General features: G+C 63.8%; 24 protein-coding genes. 15 read left to right on the top strand and 9 right to left on the bottom strand.

The window, feature by feature from the left end:
- Positions 1-6: 6 nt before the first annotated feature.
- A complete protein-coding gene (locus tag JLZ96_RS16425) occupies positions 7-1179 on the bottom strand; it encodes an acyl-CoA dehydrogenase family protein (RefSeq protein WP_032385986.1) in 1173 nt (390 codons plus the stop codon).
- 308 nt (positions 1180-1487) lie between these two features.
- Between JLZ96_RS16425 and JLZ96_RS16420 the strand changes: the two genes are divergently transcribed.
- The 6 genes from JLZ96_RS16420 (at position 1488) to JLZ96_RS16395 (ending at position 7767) form a co-directional block, all read left to right on the top strand.
- Positions 1488-3041 carry an ABC transporter substrate-binding protein gene (locus tag JLZ96_RS16420; RefSeq protein ID WP_052056924.1) on the top strand — a complete coding sequence of 518 codons (1554 nt, stop codon included), beginning with the start codon at positions 1488-1490 and terminating at the stop codon, positions 3039-3041.
- A gap of 35 nt (positions 3042-3076) precedes the next feature.
- The gene (locus JLZ96_RS16415; protein WP_032385985.1) at positions 3077-4021 is read left to right on the top strand and encodes an ABC transporter permease; all 945 of its coding nucleotides are present in this window, start codon (positions 3077-3079) and stop codon (positions 4019-4021) included.
- Positions 4018-4956 carry an ABC transporter permease gene (locus JLZ96_RS16410; RefSeq protein WP_080731876.1) on the top strand — a complete coding sequence of 313 codons (939 nt, stop codon included), beginning with the start codon at positions 4018-4020 and terminating at the stop codon, positions 4954-4956. Before JLZ96_RS16415 ends, JLZ96_RS16410 begins: the two co-directional genes overlap by 4 nt.
- A complete protein-coding gene (locus JLZ96_RS16405; protein WP_236254026.1) occupies positions 4953-6056 on the top strand; it encodes an ABC transporter ATP-binding protein in 1104 nt (367 codons plus the stop codon). Before JLZ96_RS16410 ends, JLZ96_RS16405 begins: the two co-directional genes overlap by 4 nt.
- Entirely contained in the window at positions 6053-7081 is a 1029-nt protein-coding gene (locus tag JLZ96_RS16400; protein WP_052056922.1) for an ABC transporter ATP-binding protein, read from the top strand. Before JLZ96_RS16405 ends, JLZ96_RS16400 begins: the two co-directional genes overlap by 4 nt.
- Positions 7082-7389: 308 nt before the next feature.
- Positions 7390-7767: an SHOCT domain-containing protein gene (locus JLZ96_RS16395; protein WP_201010598.1), complete on the top strand. Its 378-nt coding sequence runs from the start codon at positions 7390-7392 to the stop codon at positions 7765-7767.
- Here JLZ96_RS16395 and JLZ96_RS16390 read toward each other — a convergent pair.
- Positions 7736-8647, bottom strand: coding sequence for a LysR family transcriptional regulator (locus JLZ96_RS16390; protein WP_032384094.1), 912 nt, complete (start codon positions 8645-8647; stop codon positions 7736-7738). The genes JLZ96_RS16395 and JLZ96_RS16390 overlap by 32 nt on opposite strands.
- 72 nt (positions 8648-8719) lie before the next feature.
- Between JLZ96_RS16390 and JLZ96_RS16385 the strand changes: the two genes are divergently transcribed.
- From JLZ96_RS16385 to JLZ96_RS16375, 3 genes are all read left to right on the top strand, one after another.
- A complete protein-coding gene (locus JLZ96_RS16385) occupies positions 8720-9616 on the top strand; it encodes an EamA family transporter (protein WP_032387967.1) in 897 nt (298 codons plus the stop codon).
- Between the two features lie 85 nt (positions 9617-9701).
- The gene (locus JLZ96_RS16380; protein ID WP_201010597.1) at positions 9702-10964 is read left to right on the top strand and encodes a Mur ligase family protein; all 1263 of its coding nucleotides are present in this window, start codon (positions 9702-9704) and stop codon (positions 10962-10964) included.
- On the top strand, positions 10957-11661 hold the full coding sequence (locus JLZ96_RS16375) for a type 1 glutamine amidotransferase (RefSeq protein ID WP_032385980.1): 705 nt from the start codon (positions 10957-10959) through the stop codon (positions 11659-11661). The genes JLZ96_RS16380 and JLZ96_RS16375 overlap by 8 nt, the downstream gene beginning before the upstream one ends.
- A 19-nt stretch (positions 11662-11680) precedes the next feature.
- On the opposite strand, the gene JLZ96_RS16370 is transcribed toward JLZ96_RS16375, so the two are convergent.
- The 3 genes from JLZ96_RS16370 to JLZ96_RS16360 form a co-directional block, all read right to left on the bottom strand.
- Entirely contained in the window at positions 11681-12718 is a 1038-nt protein-coding gene (locus JLZ96_RS16370; protein ID WP_032385979.1) for a hypothetical protein, read from the bottom strand.
- Positions 12719-12814: 96 nt separating this feature from the next.
- Positions 12815-13423 carry a recombination mediator RecR gene (gene recR, locus JLZ96_RS16365; RefSeq protein WP_027494532.1) on the bottom strand — a complete coding sequence of 203 codons (609 nt, stop codon included), beginning with the start codon at positions 13421-13423 and terminating at the stop codon, positions 12815-12817.
- 9 nt (positions 13424-13432) lie between these two features.
- Positions 13433-13771 (bottom strand): YbaB/EbfC family nucleoid-associated protein, encoded by a 339-nt coding sequence (locus tag JLZ96_RS16360; RefSeq protein WP_027494533.1) that lies wholly within the window; start codon positions 13769-13771, stop codon positions 13433-13435.
- Between the two features lie 132 nt (positions 13772-13903).
- On the opposite strand from JLZ96_RS16360, the gene JLZ96_RS16355 reads away from it, so the two are divergent.
- A complete protein-coding gene (locus JLZ96_RS16355; RefSeq protein WP_143537119.1) occupies positions 13904-14554 on the top strand; it encodes a hypothetical protein in 651 nt (216 codons plus the stop codon).
- On the opposite strand, the gene JLZ96_RS16350 is transcribed toward JLZ96_RS16355, so the two are convergent.
- The gene (locus tag JLZ96_RS16350; RefSeq protein WP_201010596.1) at positions 14551-14985 is read right to left on the bottom strand and encodes an SRPBCC family protein; all 435 of its coding nucleotides are present in this window, start codon (positions 14983-14985) and stop codon (positions 14551-14553) included. The genes JLZ96_RS16355 and JLZ96_RS16350 overlap by 4 nt on opposite strands.
- 258 nt (positions 14986-15243) lie before the next feature.
- Between JLZ96_RS16350 and JLZ96_RS16345 the strand changes: the two genes are divergently transcribed.
- Positions 15244-16689: an FAD-binding oxidoreductase gene (locus tag JLZ96_RS16345; protein WP_201010595.1), complete on the top strand. Its 1446-nt coding sequence runs from the start codon at positions 15244-15246 to the stop codon at positions 16687-16689.
- Positions 16686-18002, top strand: coding sequence for a class I SAM-dependent methyltransferase (locus JLZ96_RS16340; RefSeq protein WP_027494537.1), 1317 nt, complete (start codon positions 16686-16688; stop codon positions 18000-18002). Before JLZ96_RS16345 ends, JLZ96_RS16340 begins: the two co-directional genes overlap by 4 nt.
- Positions 18003-18054: 52 nt before the next feature.
- Here the strand turns inward: JLZ96_RS16340 and JLZ96_RS16335 are convergent, their stop codons facing one another.
- Complete coding sequence (locus JLZ96_RS16335) at positions 18055-18837, bottom strand: alpha/beta fold hydrolase (RefSeq protein WP_201010594.1); 783 nt, start codon at positions 18835-18837, stop codon at positions 18055-18057.
- Positions 18838-18865: 28 nt separating this feature from the next.
- Positions 18866-19798 carry an oxygenase MpaB family protein gene (locus tag JLZ96_RS16330; protein ID WP_201010593.1) on the bottom strand — a complete coding sequence of 311 codons (933 nt, stop codon included), beginning with the start codon at positions 19796-19798 and terminating at the stop codon, positions 18866-18868.
- Between the two features lie 23 nt (positions 19799-19821).
- Between JLZ96_RS16330 and JLZ96_RS16325 the strand changes: the two genes are divergently transcribed.
- The 3 genes from JLZ96_RS16325 to JLZ96_RS16315 are packed head-to-tail and all read left to right on the top strand — an operon-like array spanning position 19822 to position 23097.
- Positions 19822-20391, top strand: a complete 570-nt coding sequence (locus JLZ96_RS16325) for a TetR/AcrR family transcriptional regulator (protein WP_201010592.1) — start codon at positions 19822-19824, stop codon at positions 20389-20391.
- Between the two features lie 28 nt (positions 20392-20419).
- Positions 20420-20680, top strand: a complete 261-nt coding sequence (locus tag JLZ96_RS16320) for an acyl-CoA-binding protein (RefSeq protein WP_032364582.1) — start codon at positions 20420-20422, stop codon at positions 20678-20680.
- Between the two features lie 50 nt (positions 20681-20730).
- The gene (locus JLZ96_RS16315; protein ID WP_032399298.1) at positions 20731-23097 is read left to right on the top strand and encodes an FdhF/YdeP family oxidoreductase; all 2367 of its coding nucleotides are present in this window, start codon (positions 20731-20733) and stop codon (positions 23095-23097) included.
- 6 nt (positions 23098-23103) lie between these two features.
- Here JLZ96_RS16315 and JLZ96_RS16310 read toward each other — a convergent pair whose 3' ends face one another.
- Entirely contained in the window at positions 23104-23778 is a 675-nt protein-coding gene (locus JLZ96_RS16310; RefSeq protein ID WP_201010591.1) for a GntR family transcriptional regulator, read from the bottom strand.
- Positions 23779-23801 lie beyond the last annotated feature (23 nt).

Raw genomic sequence — 23801 nt, 5'->3', positions numbered from 1 at the left:
CTGTGGTCAGTGTCCGAAGCCGTCGGAATTGACATATCCCTTGATCAGATTTCGAGCGATGGTTCGCCGCTGGATCTCGTCGGTCCCCTCGAAGATGCGCAGTAGTCGCAACTCGCGGTACCAGCGCTCGATCGGGAGTTCCTTCGTGTAGCCCATTCCGCCGTGAATCTGCAGCACACGGTCGACGACGTTGTTGGCCATGATGCTGCCGTGCAACTTGGCGACCGAGGAGACGTGGCGGGCGTCGACGCCCTGCGCGACCGTCCACGCCGCCCGTAGCGTCAGCAACTTGCTCGATTCGATTTCCACGTGCGAGTCCGCGATCTGCCACTGAATGGCTTGATATTCGGCGATGGGATGTCCCATGGACACTCGATTCTTGGAGTGTTCGATCGCCATGTCCAGCAAGCGCTCGGCCGAGCCGATCGCACGGGCCGGAATCATGTACCGCCCTTGACCGATCCAACTCATGGCTAGATCGAAACCCTTGCCGACCTCGCCGAGAACATTGCTCTCGGGTACCCGAACGTCGACGAACGACAGCGCAGCAGGACCCCACTGACCCATGGTGGGGATAGGAGTCGATGTCCACCCCATGTCGCGGTCGACGATGAAGCATGTGACGCCGCCGTTGGCCCCCTTCTCTTTGTCGGTCACCGCGAAGACCATGACGAAATCGGCTTCGTTACCCCCGGTGATGAAAATTTTCTCACCGTTGATGACCCAGTCCGACCCGTTCTTGACCGCGCGAGTCTTGATGCTGCGGGCGTCGGAGCCGGCTCCGGGCTCGGTGATGGCGAAGCACGATCGGCGCTCGCCAGCGATCGTCGGGATCAGGTATCTCTGCTTCTGCTCCTCGTTGGCACCGTAGAGAATGTTGTCGGCCGAACCACCGAAGGAGAACGGTACGAAAGTGCGGCCGGCCTCCGCAGCGATGATTGCGCTCATGACGGGGCCGAGATTCGCGCCACCGTATTCCTCCGGAGTGTTGATTCCCCAGAATCCCGACTTCTTGGCTTTCTCCCGCAATGCTTTGATCTCGCCGTCGGGCAAACCGGGTCGGCCCTCACGTTCGTTCCTGAGGACCTCGTTCTCCAGGGGGAAAACTTCCTTCTCCAGGAATGCACGCACCGACTTGCGCATCAATTCCTCTTCTTCGTTCAGGGCGAAATCGACCATGTTCTGACTTCCTTTCGATCGGTGACGAGGACGCGCGCAGCGCATCCAGAATGCGATTCTAGAACTGAAATCTAGCAAATCGTGACCGACGCGCACCTCGATTGTCAAGACCCCCATGTCCGGTTCATACCAATTCGGCCGAACCCTTGACAGTCCTGACGTTTTAGAACATCCTTCTAGAAATCGCCTGTCACACAGGCACCGACCACCAGCGAAGTCTCGACGGCCCACCCTCCCAGTCGATCTGGGAACGCTGCGGCTTCGCCGCCCGACCGGGACGTGGTCCGCTGCATCGAATTGGAGGGCCAATGCCGGCCAGGCCGCTGTTCACCGCCGCAGTCTCGATTCTCACCGTCTGCCTACTCGGCACCGGCTGCGCGGGAATCGACCAACAAACGTTCGATCCGAATGCCTTGGATCGCGACGCCGAAGTCGTCTACGGACAGATCGTGGTGCCCAGCAGCCTGGACCCACATCGTGGAGTCACCGAAAACGACCTACCACTGCTCGCGGTCATCTACGATCGAATCACCGACGTCGACACCGACGGCAACCCGATTCCGATGCTCGCCGAAAGCTGGGCACTCGACGAGTCCAGTAAGACGTTCACGCTCGTAATGCGGTCGGATGCAACATTTTCCGATGGCACTCCTGTCGACGCACCGGCTGTCAAGGCCAACTTCGAACGGATCCTGACCGACCCGCAATCGACGATCAGGGGACAGATCGCCACGACGATCGGTTCGGTGGACGTCCTCGACTCACGCACCGTTCGGCTCAATCTGGTCGGACCGGGTGGAGCGCTCCCCACGCTGCTCGCCTCACGTCCGGGAATGCTCGTATCGCCGGCCGCACTGGCCAACCCGGACCTCGATCAAAACCCCGTCGGTGCCGGAGCATTCACGATGACCCGCTCCATCCCAGGAACCGCGTACTACTTCGAGCGCCGACAGGACTACTGGGACGACGACGCGTACCGATTCAGCAATCTGACCTTTCTCATCCAGCTAGATACGGCTACTCGCATGAACTCGCTGCAGGCAGGCGAGTCCACGATGACCGGTGTAGTGGGTCCGCAGAAGGAAGAAGCCGCGGCAGGCGGACTTCAAGTGTTCACCTCCTCCGGCGCAAGTACCAGCATGGCTCGAATTTCTCTGAACACCGAACGGAGTGAATTCGCCAAGAAACAAGTGCGCCAAGCGATGAATCTCGCGATCGATCGTGAAGCGATATCGAGGGTGCTGTATTCGGGCGATTGCATCCCCGGGGCTCAGCCTTATCCCGAGGGGTACTTTGCGCACAGCGACGAATTGGACGATTCCGGTTGGTCGTCCTACGACCCCGATCGCGCCCGAGAGCTACTCGCCGAGGCCGGACTGCCGAACGGGTTCACCTTCACCGCAGCCGTTCCCAGCCTGTCGATCTACCAGAACAATGCGCAGGTCGTTCAACAGAATCTCGCCGACGTCGGCATCGACATGCGGATCGAGGTGATGGACGCGACCCAGGCGAGGGCGCGATTCGTCACCGGCGATGCAGACGCGCTGGTCGGGCAGTACGGCGGCGGAACCGACCCCGGCCTTTATGTCCAGTCCGCCTATATGTCCGGGGGTGGCGACAACCCCGGCAACCTCTCGACTCCCGAGATGGCCGAGCTGTTCGCCGAAACAGCCCGCTCCACCGACGTCGAACAACGCTCGGCAGCGTACGCGGATCTGCTCGCCGAGGCCTTCGACATGGGGCCCGCCCAGATCGTTCTCTGCCACTCCGTCGCGTCGGTCGCTACGCAGGGGAATCTCGCCAACTACGAGTTCTACAAGACCGGTGGAACCGGCCTACGAACCCTCGACATCAGCAAGTAGCTGTCCGCCGCGTACGAAGAAGAGGTGATCGAATTGTGTTGATCTTCATGGTCAAACGAATTCTTGCAGCCATTCCAGTCCTGTTCATCGTCACGATACTGAGCTTTTCGATGATTCATCTGATCCCCGGTGATGCGGCGGTGGTCGCGGCCGGGGATGCAGCCACCGCCGAACAGATCGCAGCCACCAGGAGCCAACTCGGCCTCGACGAGAACATCGTCGTGCAGTACTTCGGCTGGATCGGTAACCTGCTGACCGGCGACCTGGGCACCTCGTTGCTGAGCAGCCACCGCAACATCGATGCCATTCTGGAGGCACTTCCGGTCACGTTGTCCCTGGCCTTCGTTGCACTGTCCTGGTCACTCGTCGTCGGCGTCCTCGCGGGCGTCTTTGCCGGACTACGCAGAGGCACCTGGATCGACCGGACACTGACCGGCCTGACGACACTGGGCATCTCGATGCCGAGCTTCTGGCTCGGCCTGTTGTTCGTGACCTTCTTCTCGCTGCAACTCCGACTCTTCCCCGCCACCGGGTACTCCCCGCTCAGCGACGGATTCTTCGCCTGGTTCGCCCATCTCGCGCTGCCCGCCTTCGCACTGGGTACCGTCACCGCCGCGGAGATCGCCCGCCAGGCTCGTGCCGGCGTCATCGACGTCCTCGAGCGGGACTACATCCGAACGGCAACAGCCAAGGGACTACCCCGGTGGAAGGTGGTCGTCAAGCACACGGCCAAGAACGCCGCCATACCGGTCGTCACCGTCTTCGGGCTGCAAGCTGCAGCACTTGTCGGCGGTGCGGTGATCATCGAGCAGGTCTTCGGAATGCCTGGATTGGGTTCGGTAGCGCTCAAGGCGATTCTCGAACGAGACTTCCCCGTCATCCAAGCGTTCGTCGTAGTCATCACGTTGTTCGTATTGCTGATCAATCTGGCCGTGGACATCTCCTACGCGTACTTCAACCCGAAAGTCAGGCAGGCATGACCATCAGTCGTTCGGTACCGCGCGTTGCACCGGGTGTCCGCAGAACTGTGGGCGCACCGATCGGCGCAGTGCATTCCAATCCTGCGCCGCCGTCTCCCGGACGGGTCTTCGTCCGTCGAATCCTCAAGTCCCGCACCAACGTGGCCTGCCTGATCTTTCTCGGACTGCTGGCGGTGGTGGCCGTAGCTGCACCGTGGATCGCCCCCTACGATCCCGCTTACCAGAAGTTGGCCTCGGCGTTTCTTCCCTTGTTCTCGGACAACCACCTGCTCGGGACCGATCAGCTCGGACGAGACACCCTCAGTCGACTCATCTACGCGACGCAGATATCACTGGTCGCACCGCTGATCGCAGTCGGATTCGCCGCTGTCACCGGCTTGCCGCTCGGCTTGCTGGCCGGGTACCTCGGGGGCAAATTCGACTGGATCGCAGGACGAGTGGCCGACGCCCTCATCGCATTGCCCGCACTGGTTCTCGCGCTCGCGATCATCGCGATCTTCGGCCCCGGATTGACCAACGCGATGCTGGCGGTGGGAGCGGCCACCGCGCCTCGACTGTTTCGCGTGGTCCGCGGCGCTGCCATGAACGTTCGAGAAGAGACCTACATCGAGGCCAGCAAGGTGGTCGGATGTTCCACCGGGCGAACCGTTCTGGTCCACGTGTTACCCAATGTGAGGTCTCCCCTCCTGGTGCAGCTGACCCTGATGCTGTCGCTGGCGCTGCTTGCCGAGGCGGGCCTGAGCTTTCTCGGTCTCGGCGTGCAACCACCGACCGCGAGCTGGGGCTCGATGCTGCGCGGCGCATTCGACAACAGATTCCAGAGTCCCTGGATGGTGGTGCCGCCCGGGCTTGCCATCATGCTGACGATTCTGTCCCTCAACATGCTCGGCGACGGCATTCGCGACGCCGTCGGACAGGAACGGAGAAAGGCATGACCGCACTCGATATGAGGGACGAACGGCTCGAAACGGACAGCCTGCTCTCGATCCGGGATCTACAGGTGGAGTTTCGCACCGAGAGCGGCTGGACACCCGTTGTTCTCGGCGGAAGGCTCGATCTCGGGCGCGGTGGAACGCGGGCGCTGGTCGGCGAATCCGGCTCGGGCAAAACCGTGACCGCCCTGTCGATCCTCCGCTTACTGCCGGACAACAGTCGAACAACACACGGGCACATCGACTTCTGCGGTGCAGATCTTCTGACGAAGTCCGAGCGACAGATGCGCGCGATCCGCGGCCGTGAGATCGCGATGATCTTCCAAGAGCCGATGACGAGTCTGAATCCGGTGTTCACCGTCGGCGAGCAGATCGCGGAAACGGTACGTACCCACTTCGGCAAGTCCAGAAAGCAAGCGCGGGACCGCGCCGTCGAGGTGCTCGACCTCGTCGGGATACCCGCTGCAGCCAGACGGGCCAAGGACTACCCACACAGCTTCAGCGGGGGAATGCGTCAGCGGGCGATGATCGCGATGTCGATCGCCTGCGATCCGAAACTTCTCATCGCCGACGAACCGACCACTGCCCTCGACGTCACGGTCCAAGCGAGCATTCTTCAACTGCTGCGCAGGCTGCAGGAGGATATGGGCACCGCCGTCCTGCTCGTCACCCACGACCTCGGCGTCGTGGCCGACTTCTGCGACGAGGTGACGGTGATGTATGCCGGCGAACCCGTCGAAATCGCCCACGCGGATGCGCTGTTCACGCGGCCCCTGCATCCGTACACCGCAGCCCTGCTCGAGTCGTTGCCTCAACGCATCGAACCGGGAAACGACCTCGTTGCGATACCCGGAATGGTGCCTCGGCCGGACAACATGCCATCCGGCTGCCGGTTCAGCCCACGATGCACCTATTCGATTTCGGGACTCTGCGATTCGGATCACCCGCCGCTCGTTGCGATGGACGACGAACGAAGTACCCGGTGCATCCGCATCGTCGACGGCACCGTGACGACGCTGGTGCCCGAGATTCCCACTCCGCAGTCCGACATGTCGGCGGACAGAACGACGATGGTCGACTCCGAGAGGAAAGGTCAACTGTGACCACCACCGAAAAGCCGGTCCTGTTGGACGTCGTCGGCCTGTCCAAGTCCTTCGTGCGCTCACGCGACCTGCTCGGCCGACCACGCGAGACCGTCCGAGCGGTTCGAGACATCAGTCTTACTGTGCGGCAGGGCGAAACTCTGGGGATCGTCGGCGAGTCGGGATCGGGAAAGTCCACTCTCGGTAGATCCATTCTGAGGCTCGAGACGCCCGAAAGCGGCAAGATCGTCTACGGCGGCGACGACCTCCTGACTCTCGGCCGTAGGGCCATGCGCAGGAAGCGTCGAGATCTCCAGATGATCTTTCAGGATCCGTTCGCCTCACTCGACCCCAGCAAGACGGTGGGAACCTCGATTTCCGAGCCCCTGCGGATCTACGACCACGCCGATCGATCCTCGTGCGAGGCGAAAGTCGCCGAGCTGTTGTCCAAGGTCGGCCTACGCAGCGATTTCGCGGCGCGCTACCCCGCCGAGATGTCCGGCGGACAACGTCAGAGGGTGGCGATAGCCCGAGCGCTGGCGTTGGACCCCAAGATGATTATCGCGGACGAGGCGGTCTCGGCGCTCGATGTGTCGACGCAGTCCGAGGTGATCAATCTGCTGGTGCACCTGACCGACGAATTCGATCTCACGTGTATCTTCATCTCTCACAATCTCAGTGTGGTTCGACATATCAGCGACCGAATCGCCGTGATGTACCTGGGACGGATTGTCGAAATAGGCTCCGCAGCACAGGTGTACGACCGTCCTTCACACCCGTACACCAAAGCATTGTTGTCGGCCATCCCGGTTCCCGACCCGTCGATCCAACGGGCACGCCCCAGAACGATCCTCGAGGGCGACTCCCCCGATCCGGCCCATCCACCTGCCGGGTGCGCCTTCGTCTCGAGATGTCCGTACGCGATGGACCTGTGCCGACAGGTGGAGCCGATGCTCGAGCAGCATGGAGACGGTTCGATGTCCGCATGCCACCTGGTCGATTCAATGGAACCTCAACCAGTTGGAGCCGGCCCGGAGAACTACTGATTTGCCCGCTTGTCGACCGTGGCATCGCGACCTCGATCACCACCGCGTCGCTGCGTGCTGTGGTGTCTGCCCTGAACCGCGCACTGAAGTAACTTCGCTGCTCGACGACACGCCGCTCGCCTTTCGGGGTGGGCGGCGTGTTGCGTTGTCGAGCCCTCACGAAACGAAACGAAACGAAACGGGCGCGGTCGACGTGGGGCTCACTGGGATTTCCGGTCGACGAAAGGGACCAAAGACCCGTGTGCACGGGGTGCCGCCACTGCCACACTGAACTCCTGTCAGCCCACACAATTGAACGGAGATCGATCATGGACTCTTTCTGGGATTTCCTCTGGCTCCTCATCGTTGGATTCGCATTCGTGGCCTACCTGATGGTGACGTTCTCGATCATCGGAGATCTTTTTCGGGACCACAAGACATCCGGGTTCGTCAAGGCTCTGTGGGTGCTCTTCCTCATCATTGCGCCGTTCCTGACCGCGTTGATCTACCTCATCGCGAACGGCAGCAAGATGACCAAGCGCGAGAGTGCTGCCCTGCAGCACGCCCAAGAGCAGCAGGAGGACTACATCAGGCACGTCGCCGGCCGATCGTCATCCGAGGAGATTGCTCGCGCAAAGATGTTGCTGGACAACGGAACCATCGATCAGGACGAGTTCACGACGCTGAAGGCCAAAGCGCTGTCCTGAACGTAGCTTCCGCTCCGAACGCATCGAGCACAGCGGCGATCGCGGGTAGTCGCCGCGCATCCGTTCTCGTCGCGAGTTCGTAGATTCGCCCGGCTCGAACGCCGGCGAGCTCTCGACGTACCAGGCCCGGATGCACAACGGCGTAGCGCGGCATCAGCGCCACTCCGTGCCCGGCGGCGACCAGTGTTTCGGTCACTCGAAAGTCGTTGATGCGTTGGACAACTCGCGGCTGCACTCCGGTCACCGAGGCCACGGAGAGCAACACGTCGTCGACCGGAAAACCGCCGCGAACGCTGATCCACCGCTCGTCGATCAGGTCTCGCAGATCGATCGAGCCTTGCTGCGCCAGTGCGTGATCGAGAGGCAACACCAGATCGATGGGCTCGCGCATCAGGGTCGTCACCTCGATCCGTGGACCCGCCGTCGACGGAGCCCTGTCGTCTCGGTGGGTGAGCACCACGTCGTAATCGGCGAGTAGCTCGGGCACCGAGGATGCGGGCAGGTCCTCGTCGCGCGCATCGATGTCGACGTCCGAGTCCGCCAACCGCGTCAGGACCCCGGGCAGCAGCAGTGCCGCACCCGACGGGAACAGCGCAACTCGGACGCGTCCCCGCGGAGACGCTCGATACCGATCCATTTCTGCGGTGGCGCGGGCGAGGGCAGCGAGAACCTCGTCGGTTCTGAGTACCAGTGCCCGCCCGGCGTCGGTGAGGCGCAGCCGGCGTCCGTCCGGTTCGAGCAATGTCACGCCGGCCTCGCGCGCCAGCAACTTGAGCTGTTGAGACACCGCCGACGGAGTCATCGACATCGCCTCGGCGACCGATGCAACGGTCCCGCGGTCGGCAAGCTCTGCGAGGATCCGGAGCCGCTCCACGTTCATACAGAAAATCTTAACTGTTGGTGCGGATATATTCGATTGTGCTGATTGTTTGCACCCGTCACGATAAATGGCATGACCACACGCGACCGCCTCCTCGGACTGACTGTCGCCGTTCTGTGGGGACTGAACTTCCTCGCCATCCGCGTCGGGCTCGACCACTTTCCGCCCTTCTTCTTCGCGGCACTACGCTTTCTGGTCATCGCAGTTCCTGTTGTGATGTTCGTTCCGCGACCGAAGGTGCCCCTCAAGTGGTTGCTGCTCTACGGCTTCGGCTTCGGCTTCCTGCAGTTCGCCTTCCTGTTCGCGGCGATGGCGGCAGGCATGCCCACCGGATTGGCGTCGCTCGTCCTGCAGTCGTCGGCCCCGTTCACCGTCGTTCTCGGCGCGCTTCTGCTACGCGAACACGTGAGCCGCAGGCAGGCGATCGGCATCGGCGTGGCCGTCCTCGGCATGGTCCTCATCGGGTGGGATCGCGCCCAGAACGCCACCCTGCTTCCTGTCGTCCTCACCCTGCTCGCCGGTCTGGGCTGGGCCTTCGGCAATCTCGGAAACCGACTGGCCAAATCCGACTCCCCGATGACACTGATGCTCTGGATGACCGTCGTACCGCCGGTGCCGATGTTGGCGCTGTCGGCGGTCGTCGAGGGCCCGAGCACGGGCTGGCACGCGCTGGCCGACTCGTTCGGTTCGCAGGGCTGGCCCGGTCTGGTCGCGTTGGCGTACATCGTGATTCCCGCCACGATCGTGGGCAGCGGCCTGTGGAGCATCCTGATGAGCCGCAACCCGGCCGGTCTCGTCGCACCGTTCTCGCTGCTGGTTCCCGTCGTCGGTATCGCGGGTGCCTGGGCGTTTCTCGACGAAACCCCGTCGCTGTTGGCCCTGCTCGGCGGAGCGATCGTCATCGGCGGCTGCCTGGGCGGAATGGCTGCCAGGAAGCCTGCCCCAGTTCTGGAGAAAGTACCGGTATGAGGGCGGGAGTGGAGCCTGCGGAATGACCCAGGGGTAGCGAGCCGCCGATATGAAACGCCACCCTGTTCTGTGCCAGACTCGGCGGATGGCTGAACTGGGTGAGCGCAGACGTATCGGCGCCCGCGGCCGCGTGGCATTACGCGCGGCGGAGATGGCGACGTGGGCGTCCCGCAAGGCGGGCCGAGGCAAGGGCTCGATGATCGGTGGTCTGGTCGCGCTCAAGATCGATCCGACCATTCTGGGCGGCCTGGGCCGTGGGCGACGCACCGTCATCGTCACCGGCACCAACGGCAAGTCCACTACGACGCGGATGACGGCAGCCGCACTGGCCACTCTCGGCGACGTCGCCACCCAGGCCGACGGCGCGAACATGGATGCCGGCATCGTCGCGGCATTGCACGCCCATTTCGACGCGGAGCTGGCGGCCCTGGAGGTCGACGAACTCCACGTCCCCCACGTTTCCGATGCGGTCGATCCCGCGGCGATCGTTCTGCTGAATCTCAGCCGCGACCAGCTCGACCGCGTCGGCGAGATCAACATGATCGAGCGAGCCCTGCGCGCCGGATTGGCCCGTCATCCCGACACCGTCGTCATTGCCAATTGCGACGACGTCCTCGTCACCTCGGCGGCGTTCGATGCGCCGAACGTCGTGTGGGTCGCAGCGGGCGGCGGCTGGGCCGGCGACTCCGTCAGCTGCCCGCGTACCGGCGAACCCATCGTCTGGGACGGCGAGCACTGGTACAGCACCGGCAGCGACTTCAAGCGTCCGACGCCGGATTGGTGGCTCGACGACGAGAATCTCTACGGCCCCGACGGGCTCGTTCTGCCGATGACATTGGCGCTGCCCGGGAAGGCCAACCGCGGCAACGCAGCTCAGGCCGTGGCTGCAGCCGTCACTCTCGGCGCAGCACCAGCCGACGCCGTCGCTGCCGCATCGGGAGTCGACGAGGTGGCCGGACGCTATTCCACCGTCCAGTACGGATCGCATTCCGTCCGAATGCTTCTCGCCAAGAATCCTGCCGGCTGGCAGGAAGCACTGTCGATGATCGATCCCACGTGCGACGGTCTCGTCATCGCCGTCAACGGACAGGTTCCCGACGGCGAAGACCTGTCGTGGCTGTGGGACGTGCGTTTCGAGCACTTCGAGGACGTCGCTGTCGTCGCGGCCGGTGAACGCGCGACCGACCTGGGTGTCCGCCTGCTCTACGCAGGTTCGCAGCACACCACAGTCGCAGATCCGTTGCAGGCCATCGCATCCTGCCCGCCGGGACGCGTCGAAGTGCTGGCCAACTACACCGCGTTCCGCGATCTCGGTCGCGCACTGGCACGGGAGACCAAGGATGTCTGAGTCCACCGTTCGCATCGGCCTCGTTCTGCCCGACGTCATGGGCACGTACGGCGACAACGGCAATGCCCTCGTTCTCCGCCAGCGACTGCGGATGCGCAACATCGACGCCGAGGTCGTGCACATCACGCTCAACGATCCGGTCCCGGATTCGTTGGACGTGTACACCCTTGGTGGAGCCGAGGATTCGGCTCAGCGCCTCGCGACGCGTCACCTCACCCGATACCCGGGCCTGCAGAACGCAGCTGCTCGCGGTGTGCCGGTACTCGCCATCTGCGCCGCGATCCAGGTACTCGGGCACTGGTACGAGACCTCCGCAGGCGAACGCGTCGATGGCATCTCCCTCTTCGACGTGACCACCGCGCCCCAGGCCACCCGATCCATCGGTGAAGTCGTCACCGAACCCACGCTCGACGGTCTCACCCAGAAGCTCAGCGGATTCGAGAACCACCGCGGCGGAACGACACTCGGGCCTGATGCCGCACCGCTCGCCAAGGTCACGCACGGGGTCGGCAACGGCGTCGGCGACGGACGCGAAGGCGTCGTGCAGGGTTCGGTGTTGGGCACCTACATGCACGGGCCGGTACTCGCCCGAAACCCGGAGTTGGCGGACTACCTACTCGAACGGGCGCTGGGCACTACTCTCGCTCCCCTCGACCTCCCCGAGGTCACGCAACTCCGCAGGGAGCGGCTCCGGTAGTGCCTGCGCAGTGGTGTGGTTATGTGCCCTCGGCGGCACCTAACCGCACCACTGGGCAGCACTTCTTGCAGGCATACGACGCATCCACCCACCCCTCGCGCACCAGCACCTCGCGGACTTCGCGGTACACCCCGCAGGGGTCCGTCGACACTTCGTGCCATCCGTACACCAGCCGAGGTCGCCCACTGAGCTCGGCAGCGTTGTCTCGCAACCTGTCTCGGAACCTCACACTGCTCGCCGCGTGGAACTGCTGGCCGTCCAGACGAACGATCAGACCCTCGGCGCCGTATTCGACGTCCTCGAACACCACCCGGTCACCGATGTGGTGTGGCGCTTGACGGCGACCGGCGGGCAGTCCGTGCGCCTGCTCGACGTCGATCGCATAGCGAAACTCGAGAACGGACTGGACGCCACCTGCCAACAGGGAGAGGGCGTCGAGCATGATTTTCTTGTACCGCCGCGGACGCCGCAGTTCGATCTTGCGACGCATTGCCGGGATGGACACTTTTCCGTTGGTCATGGCCGCCACAAAAGCTGCTGCGGCTTCTGGGGCAGTCGGCTCGGACGCGGCCAGGTCCATGACTGTGTCTTCCTTGCTCGTCCGACGCGGCTCGGTATCGACACCGATGTGCTCGATGGCCAGAGACCGATGCACCACCACCCCGGGATGGATGCGCGCATTGCTCAGCGACGTCGGCCGCGTCAGAACATGCCGCATCGTCGGTGGCTGGCTGATGGCCGAGCACGGGCGAGGGACAGTGAGGTGAATCGGCCCGGCAGACTCCCGCAGCATTCCCCACTGATACGCGGCGGTGTCATGGCTCAGGATCGCGCCCCCGCCTCCGTACAGCAGCGCCGCTTGCAGCTCCATATCCCTGCTGAGTGGACCGCTGGTCAGACAGATCACGTTTCGAAACACTCGTAGCCACCGACCGGTTTCGACATGGTGGCGGATTGCCTTCGGCGTGAACCCGAATGTGCTGAGCTGAACCGAGGTCATCAAACCGTGCTGATCGTCGAGAACGGACTGCGGTATGCGGGTCCCGTCGTTTGTCATGGCGGGATATTGCACCAGGGGTACGACAAGTGCCTCCGGCAGTGGTGCGGTTATGCGCCGCCTGGGGCACTTAACCACACCACTGCCTCCGGCATCTCACATACGACGCCTACCGGTGAGAGCTCGACCCAGTGTCAGTTCGTCGGCAAATTCGAGGTCTCCGCCCATCGGCAGGCCGGAGGCGAGACGGGTGATGGCGAGACCGGGGAAATCGCGCATCATCCGGACGAGATACGTAGCCGTTGCTTCGCCCTCGGTGTTGGGGTCGGTGGCGATGATGACCTCGGTGACGTCGACGCCGTCGTCCTGAGTTCCGACGCGGGTCAACAACTCTCGGATGCGCAGCTGGTCGGGGCCTACTCCGTTGAGTGGGTCGAGCGCTCCGCCGAGTACGTGGTACCGGCCTTTGAATTCGCGCGTACGTTCCACGGCCTGAACGTCTTTGGGCTCTTCGACGACGCAGATCATGGACCTGTCGCGTCGGGAGTCGGCGCAGATTCGGCACAGTTCCTTGTCCGATACGGTCCCGCAGACGATGCAGAACTGCACGCCGTCGCGGATGCGCTGTAGCGCGCGCATGAGGCGATCGACCTCGGGTGGCTCGACGGCCAGGAGGTGAAACGCTATGCGCTGAGCGCTCTTCGGACCGACTCCGGGGAACTTTCCCAGCTCGTCGATCAGATCCTGTACGGGACCTTCGTACACTCGTCTCGCCTAGAAGCCGGGTAGTCCGAGGGAGCCGCCGCCGAGACCGCCTGCGAGGGGGCCGAGCTTCTCGCTCGCTACGTTCTGCGCTGCCTTCGACGCGTCGGCGATGGCACCGATCACCAGGTCCTGCAGTGTCTCGACGTCGTCGGGATCGACGATCTTGGGGTCGATGGTCAGTCCGACCACTTCGCCTGTTCCCTTGACGGTCGCCACGACGAGTCCGCCGCCGGCCTGACCGGTGACCTCGGTTTCGGCGATCTCCGCCTGTGCCGCCATCAGTTGCTGCTGCATCTGCTGAGCCTGCTGCAGAATCGAGGCCATGTCGGGCTGTTCACCGGGTTGCACTGTGCCGTCCTCTCGCGTGGGCCGAAGCGAGCTCCAGCGTAGTCGTACGGTGTCGGACGACGTTCGGCCGCACGATCGGGTTCGACACTCGACTGACGTTCCGTCAGTTCTGAGCCCACGTAGCCTGAGGGCATGAACGCGCCGGCGAGCTCGACCCCTCGCAAGCGCCGAGTGACTCCCGAAACCATGGCAGAGGCAGGCATCGCCCTGACGCTGCCCAAGGTGACGGTGAAGTCGGTCGCCGACGCGCTGGGCGTATCGATCGTCGCGATCTACAACAACATCGACGGCCCGGCCGCGCTCAAGGCCCTGGTCGCCGAGGAGATCCTGCGACGCTGGTCGCCGCCGCTCCCCGGAGACGACGAGTCGATGCACGACGCGTTACTGGGACTCTCGTCCGCACTGCGGGTGCTCGTACTCGAGAACCCGGGCATCGCCGAGTATCTGATCGGACTGACTCCCAGTTCCGTCGACGCGCTGCGCATGGCCGACACCGTGCAGACCCGATATCGAGTGCGGTACGAACTGACTTCCAAGCAGGCGACGTGGGCCGTCATCACCGTCAGCGAACATGCACTGGCGTTGGCGCAGATGGTGTACAACGCCGATCGCCGCGACCGTGAGTACGACGACGCGATCGCCGCACGCACCGACCTCGACACCCTGCCGGGGGCCTACGACACGATCGACCGTGGACCCGACGGGATGTTTCTGTGGTCGATGCGCACCGTGGTGGTCGGCACGTTGGCATTGATCGAAGAGCCGGATTTCGAGCGGGTCTAGATCAACTCGCGGCGCAGGTTGTCGAGGGTCGCGGCCTGGATCTTCTTCAATCCGAGGGGCGCGAACGTCTTCTCGAAGAATCCGCCGATTCCTCCGGCACCCGCCCACTCGGTCGTCGTGGTGACGACGGTGCTGTTGCCTTCGGGGGCGACGGTCCAGGTGGTGACCATCGAGGAGTTGGCGTCGCGTTCGGTGATGGTCGAGCCGGAGACCGTGACGGCTGCGCTCACGTTGCGCACTCGCTTCTCGGTGGCCTGCAGGGTCCATTCGGCCACGGTGCCGTCGCCTTGTCCGCCCTGCACCACCCGGTAGTCGCGATACTGCTCGGGAAGGATGCGGGGCCGCACGGTTTCGTAGTCGGCGAGCGCGGCGAGCACCTGATCGGGTGTGGTGGCGATGGTGGCGGAACTGGATGCGCTGACCTGAGCCACGAGAACGTTCTCCTTCGAGTCGATTGGGGTTGCAATCTCCATCCTGCCTCGCGTCGCTCCCGATGTCGGCACTGCCGCCGAGGGTGTGTGAGGTGGTTCACATACGTTCAGTTGTCATCGAAAAACACATGCATGATGCAACCATTTGTCCGAATAGTTCTGTTTGAGCCGTCCGATTCGACAACAGTTGCGTGAAGTTTCACCGGACCGTCGGCAGCTTCGGTGGATACCGAGCAGTACGAGATATAGCGTCTACTCGTGGCTTCAGTGAATGCTCTTCTCGGACGACGGCCAGAACCGAGGGAGAGCGGTTACGCAGCGCATCGGTCGGGTGTCGAGAAGTTGCTTCGCAGCTATCGCGCAATACCGACCGACGCGACGGTGCGTCTGGCTAAGAAGACGTCCAACCTGTTTCGGGCCAGGACGACCTCGAAGACGCCGGGACTCGACGTCTCGGGATTGAGCAAGGTCGTCACCGTCGATGCCGCGGCTCGCACCGCCGACGTGGCGGGGATGTGCACGTACGAGGATCTGGTCGACGCGACGCTGCCCTACGGCCTCGCCCCTCTCGTCGTTCCGCAGCTCAAGACGATCACCCTCGGCGGCGCGGTCACCGGACTCGGCATCGAGTCGACGTCGTTCCGCAGCGGGCTTCCGCACGAGTCGGTACTCGAGATCGACGTCCTCACCGGTAGCGGTGAGATCCTCACGGCAACACCCGAGGGCGAACACGCGGACCTGTACTGGGGCTTTCCCAACTCGTACGGCACTCTCGGCTACTCGACGCGGCTGAAGATCGAACTCGAGCCGGTACTTCCGTTCGTTGCTCTGCGCCACTTGCGATTCCACGATCTGGACACGCTTCAAACGACGATGGACACCATCGTCGCTCGGCGTGAGTACGACGGCATCGAAGTTCAGTACCTGGACGGCGTCGTCTTCAGCGCCGACGAAAGCTACCTCACTCTCGGGGTCCAGACCGACGAGCCCGGCCCCGTCAGCGACTACACCGGTGCCGACATCTTCTACCGCTCGATCCAGCATTCGTCGGACACTCCGAAGACCGATCGGCTCACCATCCACGATTACCTGTGGCGCTGGGACACCGACTGGTTCTGGTGCTCGCGTGCGTTCGGAACCCAGAACCCCCGGATCCGACGCTTCTGGCCGCGCAAGTACCGACGCAGCAGCTTCTACTGGAAGTTGATCGGCCTCGATCGCAAGTACGACATCGCCGATCGACTCGAGAAGCGCAAGGGAAATCCGCCGCGCGAACGCGTCGTACAGGACGTCGAGGTTCCCATCGAACACACCGCCGGCTTCGTACGCGGGTTTCTCGACGAGATTCCGATCGAGCCGTTGTGGTTGTGCCCCTTACGTCTTCGCGAACCGGCCGCCCCCGGAGCCGATCCGTCCAGGCCGTGGCCGCTGTACCCGCTCGAGCCCAAGCGCACCTACGTCAACATCGGCTTCTGGTCGTCGGTGCCGATCGTGCCCGGTCGACCCGAGGGTGCCGCGAACCGCGCCATCGAGAAGAAGGTCACCGAGTTCGAGGGGCATAAATCGCTGTACTCGGACGCTTACTACACCGAGGATGAATTCGCCGTTCTCTACGGCGGCGAGAAATACAGAGAACTGAAGAAGAAATACGATCCCGAATCCCGATTGCTGGATTTGTACTCGAAGGCGGTGCAGCGCAAATGACGACGTTCAAGGACTCCGGCAATCGCACGGTGAACGGGCCACAGAAACTCAAGATCTCCGAGATCCTCGAGCTGATCTCCGACGGCAACATTCCCCTGCGTTTCACCGCGTACGACGGCAGCGTGGCCGGCCCCGAGGATGCCAAGATCGGCCTCAACCTCAAGAGCCCACGCGGAACCACCTATCTCGCAACAGCTCCCGGTGATCTCGGCATGGCCCGCGCCTATGTCTCCGGCGACCTGGAGGCCACCGGTGTTCATCCCGGCGATCCCTACGAACTGCTCGCGCTGATGGGCGACGAGCTCCACTTCCGCCGCCCGTCGGCCATGACCTTGACCTCGATCGCTCGGTCGCTCGGCTGGGACGTGCTGCGTCCCATCGCTCCTCCGCCCCAGGAGGCGATTCCGCGGTGGCGTCGCATCGCCGAAGGTCTGCGGCATTCCAAGACACGCGATGCCGAAGCGATCCACCACCACTACGACGTGTCCAACCGGTTCTACGAGATGGTCCTCGGTCCCTCGATGACGTACACCTGTGCGGCATTCGAGAACGTCGAGCAGTCTCTGGAGGCCGCGCAGGAGAACAAGTATCGGTTGGTGTTCGACAAACTGGGTCTGCAGCCCGGTGATCGCCTGCTCGACATCGGGTGCGGCTGGGGTTCGATGGTGCGCTACGCAGCGCGACGCGGAGTTCAGGTCATCGGTGTGACTCTCTCGCAGGAGCAGGCCTCGTGGGCGCAGAAGGCCATCGAAGACGAGGGTCTTGCGGACCTCGCCGAGGTTCGCTTCTCCGATTACCGCGACGTGCCCGAGACGAATTTCGACGCGATCTCGTCGATCGGGCTGACCGAGCACATCGGTGTCGGCAACTACCCGGCGTACTTCACGTTCATCCAGTCCAAGCTGCGTGACGGTGGTCGACTGCTGAACCACTCGATCACCCGGCCCGACAACCGCGCGCACGCCAAGGCAGGCAGCTTCATCGACCGGTACGTCTTTCCCGACGGGGAACTCACCGGATCGGGTCGCATCATCACCGAGATCCAGGACGTCGGCCTCGAGGTCCGGCACGAGGAGAACCTGCGCGAGCACTATGCGCTGACCCTCGCCGGGTGGTGCCAGAACCTGGTGGACAACTGGGATGCGTGCGTCGCCGAGGCCGGCGAGGGAACAGCCCGTGTCTGGGGCCTCTACATGGCCGGGTCCCGTCTGGGATTCGAGCGCAATGTCGTTCAGCTGCACCAGGTTCTAGCGGTCAAGCTGGGACCGAAAGGTCAAGCCGACGTACCTCTGCGTCCGTGGTGGAACGGCTGAGCCTTGTGAGTGGAACTTCGTAGCAGGGGTCGAAGTTCCACTCACATGGGAGCTAGCGACCGGTCGCCCGCAGGATGACTCGGGCGGTTTCGGTCGGCTGGTCCCAGTGCGGGAAGTGTCCGCATTTGTCGAACCAGTGTAGGGTGGCGTCGGGGAAACGCTGCATTGCCACCTCTGCCTGGCTGGGCGTCGTCACCTTGTCCCGACGGCCCCAGCCGATGAGCAGCGACCCCTGCAGGGAACCTTTCGGGGCACCCTGCTGCTTGGGCCCGTGGATCAGTGCCTTGCGAGCGGCGTCGAGCGAGGGTGAAGTCTTGGCAGAGAAGCCCTTCAGCTCCCGTTCGACCAGTCCGCTCGGCAATTTCCACGGCGCGGCCGAGAACTGCGCCAGTGCAGCGGTTCTGGTGATCGGGTTCCCGGCCAGGAAGGGCACCAGCGGTTGCGCCCGCTTCATCAACGCCAGCGATGCGGTGATGGTCGCCCCGAACACCTTGACCTGACGGTCGTTCCAGAAGCCGCCCGGATCGAGGGCCACCATCGACCCCCGGTGCCCCCGGCGAGCCAGCTCGACGACCATCCGCGCGCCCATCGAGCTGCCGACGAGATCGGCGTCGGACAATCCCTCGCTGTCGAGGTACGCGCGCAGGGCATCGGTCAACGACGCGATGGACACGTCGGCCAGCGGCGGTGTCCGTCCGAACCCGGGGAGATCGAGGGCGATGACCTCGCGGTGCTCCGCGAGTGCCGGGACGATCGGATCCCAGTTGCGGTACGAGGACCCGAGCCCGTGGACGAGGACCAGCGGCGACCCGCTGCCAGTTCTGACGTTGTACATACCCGCGTCGTACCCGGAGACCGGAAACCTACACTTTCGGGCTGTAGTGCGACGGGTGCGAGCGACGCTGCGCCGGCGGCAGATTGCGGGCGGGCGTGTGCACCAGAGGAGCCGTTGCCGGCCTGTGGCCCGCGACGCGATCCCAGCCGGCTCGGGCGCGCGGATGGAGTCGGCGACGACGCGGCACCAGCCCGAACGCCAGGTTCACCGCCCTGCCGAACACCGCGAACCGTCGTGCGTCCCGCTCCGACCACGTGTACCCCAGCAGCTCCCGGACGGGCGGGTCGTAGAGCCCGACGGTGATCCAGACGAACAACGATGCCACCGGTCTGCGCAGCACGGCCCACACTCGTTCCGGCAGCCAGGAGGCATACGGCGGCGGTCCGAGCGCGGACAGATCCAGCACTCCACGTGCAGCCATGTTGTCTTCCAGCACGTGTGTGCACATGCGCTCCCAGTACTTCTGGAATTCGGCCCAGGTCTCCGGCACCGATCGCATGCTCATGCCGTAGAGCCGGTACCACTGCACGTGCTCGTCGAACAGTTGCACTTTCTGCGTTTCGGTCAGTCCGCCCATGAATCGGTCGGCGGTGAGCACCGTGCCCATGAAGAACGTCGCGTGTGCCCAGTAGAAGGTGTCGGGATCGAGGGCGTGGTACGTGCGCCCTTTCGAGTCGATTCCCTTGATGTCGTTGTGGTAGCCGCGAACCTGGTGGGCGGTCTCCTCGGCCCTGTCGCCGTCGAACACCACTCCCCCGATCGGATACAGGGAGCGGTAGAGGCGCTGCCATCGCTCGTCGAAGAACGTCGAATGCTGTTCGACGCCCGCTCCGAGGCCCGGGTGCATGTTCTGCATCGACCCCGCCCACACGCCCTGCAGCATCCCGCGCCAGTCACCGAAGTACTTCCAGGTGAGCGAGTCGGGACCGAGTGGGACGGGTCGATCGAACTGACTACGCATGTTGTCAAAGTAGCCTCGACAACATGCGTAGTCAACAGTTGGAAGAGCGCAGATCCAAGCGATACGACGCGTTGCTCGATGCCGGGATCGAACTCCTCGGCGCGCAGGAGGGACCTGCAGTCAACGTGCGCGCCGTGTGCCGCGCAGCCGGTCTCACCGAGCGCTACTTCTACGAGAGCTTCACCGATCGCGACACGTTCGTTCGCGCGGTCTACGCCTGGGTAGGGGCCCGAGCGCAGGAGGCCCTGGAGAACGCCGTCGCCGGAGCATCACCGAAGGACGCTGTGGCCGCGCCCGTCCGGGCGTTCGTCGAAATCGTCGTCGACGAGCCTCGGATGGGACGAGTGCTGCTGATCGCTCCGTTGGCCGAACCTGCGCTGAGCCGACGCGGACTCGACCTGCTGCCCGGGTTCGTCGAACTGGTTCGTGCCCGGCTACCCGAGTCCGCCGAACGGCAGCTCGTCGCCGTCGGAACCGTCGGCGCGTTGACGGCTCTGTTCATCGGTTTTCTGGACGGCACCCTCGACGCCACTCGCGACGCTCTCGTCGCGCACTGTATTCGCATCCTCGAGCAGGCCGCCGTGCAAGGATGACGGCACCTACAGCCGAAGGAGCTCGTTCATGTCCGATCTCGACCAGTCGTTCGCCGATGCGCAGGTTGACGTCAAGAAGCTCACGTCCAAGCCGAGCAACGACGATCTGCTGCGCCTGTACTCGCTCTTCAAGCAAGGTTCGATCGGAGACGTGACGGGTAAGCGTCCCGGACGGCTGGACATGGTGAATCGGGCGAAGTTCGATGCATGGGCGAAGCTCGAAGGTACGAGCCAGGATTCAGCGAAACAGCAGTACGTGGATTTGGTGACCGCGCTCCTCGCCGGCTGAGCCTTCGGGCTATTGTCGGTTTTCGGGGGTAACGCAACGAAGGGACCCGCATGAGACGCACCGACAGCGACGTCGACGAGGCCGAGCTCGATATCGAGAAGCCGAAAACCCATGCGGCAGGTGCCACCGCCGTCGCGGTGTCGATGAAGCGCGCGCTGGGACACATGGGTCCCAAGCGCACCGCGCAGACGCTCCTCAAGCTGAACCAGGCCGAGGGCTTCGACTGCATGAGCTGCGCGTGGCCCGATCCCGATCCGGGTCATCGGCACGCCGCCGAGTTCTGCGAGAACGGTGCCAAGGCCGTCGCCGAGGAGGCGACGACCACGCGAGCCACTCCGGAGTTCTTCGCGCAGCACAGCATTGCCGAGCTCGATGCGCACACCGAACACTGGTTGGGTCAGCAGGGCCGCATCACGCATCCGATGATCAAGCTCCCCGGCGGCAGCCACTACGAGCCCATCGAATGGGACGATGCGTTCCGTCTGATCGGCGACGAGTTGAAGAGCCTGGCCAGCCCGGACGAGGCCATCTTCTACACCTCGGGTCGTGCGTCCAACGAGTCCGCGTTCATCTACCAGTTGTTCGCTCGGTCGTTCGGCACCAACAACATGCCCGACTGCTCCAACATGTGTCACGAGTCGACGTCCATCGCGCTGCAGGAATCCATCGGCATCGGCAAGGCCAGCGTCACGCTCGACGACGTTCACAACGCCGAACTGATCATCCTGGCCGGCCAGAATCCCGGCACGAATCATCCGCGCATGCTCTCCGCCCTCGAGCTGGCGAAGCAGAACGGCGCAAAGATTCTGTCCATCAATCCCCTTCGCGAAGCGGGACTGCTGAACTTCAAGAACCCCCAGACCCCGCGCGGCATGGTCGGTCCCGGTACCGATCTGTCGGATCTGCACCTGCCGATCAAGCTCAACGGCGACCTTGCTCTGTTCCAGGCCCTCGGGGCGCTGTTGGTGAAGTGGGACGCCCTCGATCACGAATTCCTCGGCGAGTACACCGTCGGATTCGACGAGTGGAAAGCACACGTTGCCGAGGTCGATTTCGATCTCGTCACCGAGGTCACCGGCCTGTCGATGCAGCAGATCACCGAGGCCGCCGAGATGCTGCGCGACTCCAAGGCCACCGTCTTCTGCTGGGCGATGGGTCTGACGCAGCATCGCAATGCCGTCGCCACCATCAAGGAAGTCACCAATCTTGCGTTCGCGCAAGGAAACATCGGTAAGGCCGGTGCCGGTTTGCTTCCCGTCCGTGGCCACTCGAACGTGCAGGGCGACCGAACGATGGGCATCTGGGAGCGCCCTCCGGTGGCCTTCCTCGACGCCATGGCGGCGGAGTTCGACTTCGAGCCGCCCCGTGAGCACGGCTTGGACACCGTCGACTCGATCCGCGCCATGCGCGACGGCAAGGCCCATTTCTTCCTCGGCCTCGGCGGCAACTTCGTACAGGCGACGCCCGACAGCGACGTCACGTTCGAGGCGCTGCGCAAGATGCGCATGACCGTGCAGATCTCCACGAAGATCAACCGTTCGCATCTCGTGTGCGGCGAGACGGCTCTCATTCTGCCGACCCTCGGACGCACCGAGAAGGACGTGCAAGCCAGTGGTGAGCAATGGATTTCGGTGGAGGACTCCACCTGCTCGGTGCACTCGTCACGAGGACCGCTGAAGCCCGCGAGCCCGTACCTGCGCTCGGAGGTCGCGATCGTCAGCGGAATCGCCGAGGCGACACTCGGTGATCGATACGGTCTCGATTGGAAGGGTTTCCGCGACGACTACCGCAACATTCGCACGCACATCTCGCGCGTCGTCGCCGGTTGCGAAGGGTACGAGGTCAATGTTCGACGACCCGGCGGCTTCGTCCTTCCGCATCCCCCTCGCGACAGCAGGACGTTCGAAACCAAGAGCGGCAAGGGCGAATTCGCCGTCTCGCCGATCGACGTGCTGCAGGTTCCGTCCGGCCATCTGATTCTGCAGACGCTGCGCAGCCACGATCAGTTCAACACGACGATCTACGGCCTCAGCGATCGCTACCGCGGAATCGAGAACGGCCGACGCGTCATCTTCGTGCACCGAGAAGACATCTCGACGCTCGGCTTCCGCGACGGCGACATGGTCGATCTCGTCACCAAGTGGGACGACGACGACGTGGAACGGTGCGCGCCGTCGTTCCGCATCGTCGAGTACGACACCCCGCGTGGGTCGGCTGCTGCGTACTACCCCGAGACCAATCCGCTGATTCCGTTGGATTCGACTGCGCTGCAGAGCAACTGCCCTACTTCGAAGTCGGTGATCATCTCGATGGTTCCGGCGGGAACAGGAGCGCAGGGCACGTCGAACGGTCATCAGGACAACGAGGGCTCGGACGAGGGGCACAAGTCGCACCCCCAGCCGCATCACCTGAGCTGAGCGGACTCAGCTGAACGATCGAACCAGGGTCGCTGCGTCGGTGAACTGATGTCGCATCAGTTCACCGGCGGCCCGGTGATCGGCTCGACGCATCGCCTCGATCAATTCCTCGTGGCCGCGTACCGCCCGTCGTCCCCAGTCGGTGTCGGACGCATGTAGATGCGTCGGGGTGTACTTGACGGCACCGAGCAGAAACCACGCCAATGTGGTGCCGCCTGCGATCTTGTTGATGGCGCGGTGAAACTCGAACTCGCACCGTTCGACGGCATCGGCGTCGGTGCGTGTCACGGCGTCGCGTAGGTCGTCGTTGAGGGTGGTCAACTGCTGGAGATGCTCCGCGGTGACCCGGCGGGATGCCCGCTCGGCCAAGGCCGCGGCGATCGTGCCCTGCAACCAGAAGATGTCGTCGATGTCCTGCCGTGTCAGTTCGACAACGCGGTAGCCCCGATGCGGGACCGATTCGAGCAACCCTTCGCCGCGCAACGACACCAGCGCCTCGCGTACCGGGGTGGCACTGACTCCCAACTCGGCTGCGGTCTCGTCGATGCGGACGAACGCCCCCGGCTTCAGCGCACCGGCGACGATCCTTCGGCGGATGCTCACTGCGACGTCCTCGGACAGCTGCGGTCGTCGCGCAATCGGCTGTTTCGAAGACGCCGTGCGTTTGAGATCGAGGCTCATTCCACATCTCCTGCACAGCGGGG

The organism is Rhodococcus sp. NKCM2511 (assembly GCF_014905595.1).
Taxonomy (GTDB): domain Bacteria; phylum Actinomycetota; class Actinomycetes; order Mycobacteriales; family Mycobacteriaceae; genus Rhodococcoides; species Rhodococcoides fascians.
Note: the sequence above shows the minus strand (reverse complement) of the source record. Positions and strands in the feature narration are given on the sequence as shown.

What these genes read in the sequence shown, in the direction of transcription:
- JLZ96_RS16425 (WP_032385986.1), bottom strand. Translation starts at nt 1,179, where the DNA reads ATGGTCGATTTCGCCCTGAACGAAGAAGAGGAATTGATGCGCAAGTCG.
- JLZ96_RS16420 (WP_052056924.1), top strand. Translation starts at nt 1,488, where the DNA reads ATGCCGGCCAGGCCGCTGTTCACCGCCGCAGTCTCGATTCTCACCGTC.
- JLZ96_RS16410 (WP_080731876.1), top strand. Translation starts at nt 4,018, where the DNA reads ATGACCATCAGTCGTTCGGTACCGCGCGTTGCACCGGGTGTCCGCAGA.
- JLZ96_RS16405 (WP_236254026.1), top strand. Translation starts at nt 4,953, where the DNA reads ATGACCGCACTCGATATGAGGGACGAACGGCTCGAAACGGACAGCCTG.
- JLZ96_RS16395 (WP_201010598.1), top strand. Translation starts at nt 7,390, where the DNA reads ATGGACTCTTTCTGGGATTTCCTCTGGCTCCTCATCGTTGGATTCGCA.
- JLZ96_RS16390 (WP_032384094.1), bottom strand. Translation starts at nt 8,647, where the DNA reads ATGAACGTGGAGCGGCTCCGGATCCTCGCAGAGCTTGCCGACCGCGGG.
- JLZ96_RS16385 (WP_032387967.1), top strand. Translation starts at nt 8,720, where the DNA reads ATGACCACACGCGACCGCCTCCTCGGACTGACTGTCGCCGTTCTGTGG.
- JLZ96_RS16380 (WP_201010597.1), top strand. Translation starts at nt 9,702, where the DNA reads ATGGCTGAACTGGGTGAGCGCAGACGTATCGGCGCCCGCGGCCGCGTG.
- JLZ96_RS16375 (WP_032385980.1), top strand. Translation starts at nt 10,957, where the DNA reads ATGTCTGAGTCCACCGTTCGCATCGGCCTCGTTCTGCCCGACGTCATG.
- JLZ96_RS16370 (WP_032385979.1), bottom strand. Translation starts at nt 12,718, where the DNA reads ATGACAAACGACGGGACCCGCATACCGCAGTCCGTTCTCGACGATCAG.
- JLZ96_RS16355 (WP_143537119.1), top strand. Translation starts at nt 13,904, where the DNA reads ATGAACGCGCCGGCGAGCTCGACCCCTCGCAAGCGCCGAGTGACTCCC.
- JLZ96_RS16340 (WP_027494537.1), top strand. Translation starts at nt 16,686, where the DNA reads ATGACGACGTTCAAGGACTCCGGCAATCGCACGGTGAACGGGCCACAG.
- JLZ96_RS16335 (WP_201010594.1), bottom strand. Translation starts at nt 18,837, where the DNA reads ATGTACAACGTCAGAACTGGCAGCGGGTCGCCGCTGGTCCTCGTCCAC.
- JLZ96_RS16330 (WP_201010593.1), bottom strand. Translation starts at nt 19,798, where the DNA reads ATGCGTAGTCAGTTCGATCGACCCGTCCCACTCGGTCCCGACTCGCTC.
- JLZ96_RS16325 (WP_201010592.1), top strand. Translation starts at nt 19,822, where the DNA reads ATGCGTAGTCAACAGTTGGAAGAGCGCAGATCCAAGCGATACGACGCG.
- JLZ96_RS16320 (WP_032364582.1), top strand. Translation starts at nt 20,420, where the DNA reads ATGTCCGATCTCGACCAGTCGTTCGCCGATGCGCAGGTTGACGTCAAG.
- JLZ96_RS16315 (WP_032399298.1), top strand. Translation starts at nt 20,731, where the DNA reads ATGAGACGCACCGACAGCGACGTCGACGAGGCCGAGCTCGATATCGAG.
- JLZ96_RS16310 (WP_201010591.1), bottom strand. Translation starts at nt 23,778, where the DNA reads ATGAGCCTCGATCTCAAACGCACGGCGTCTTCGAAACAGCCGATTGCG.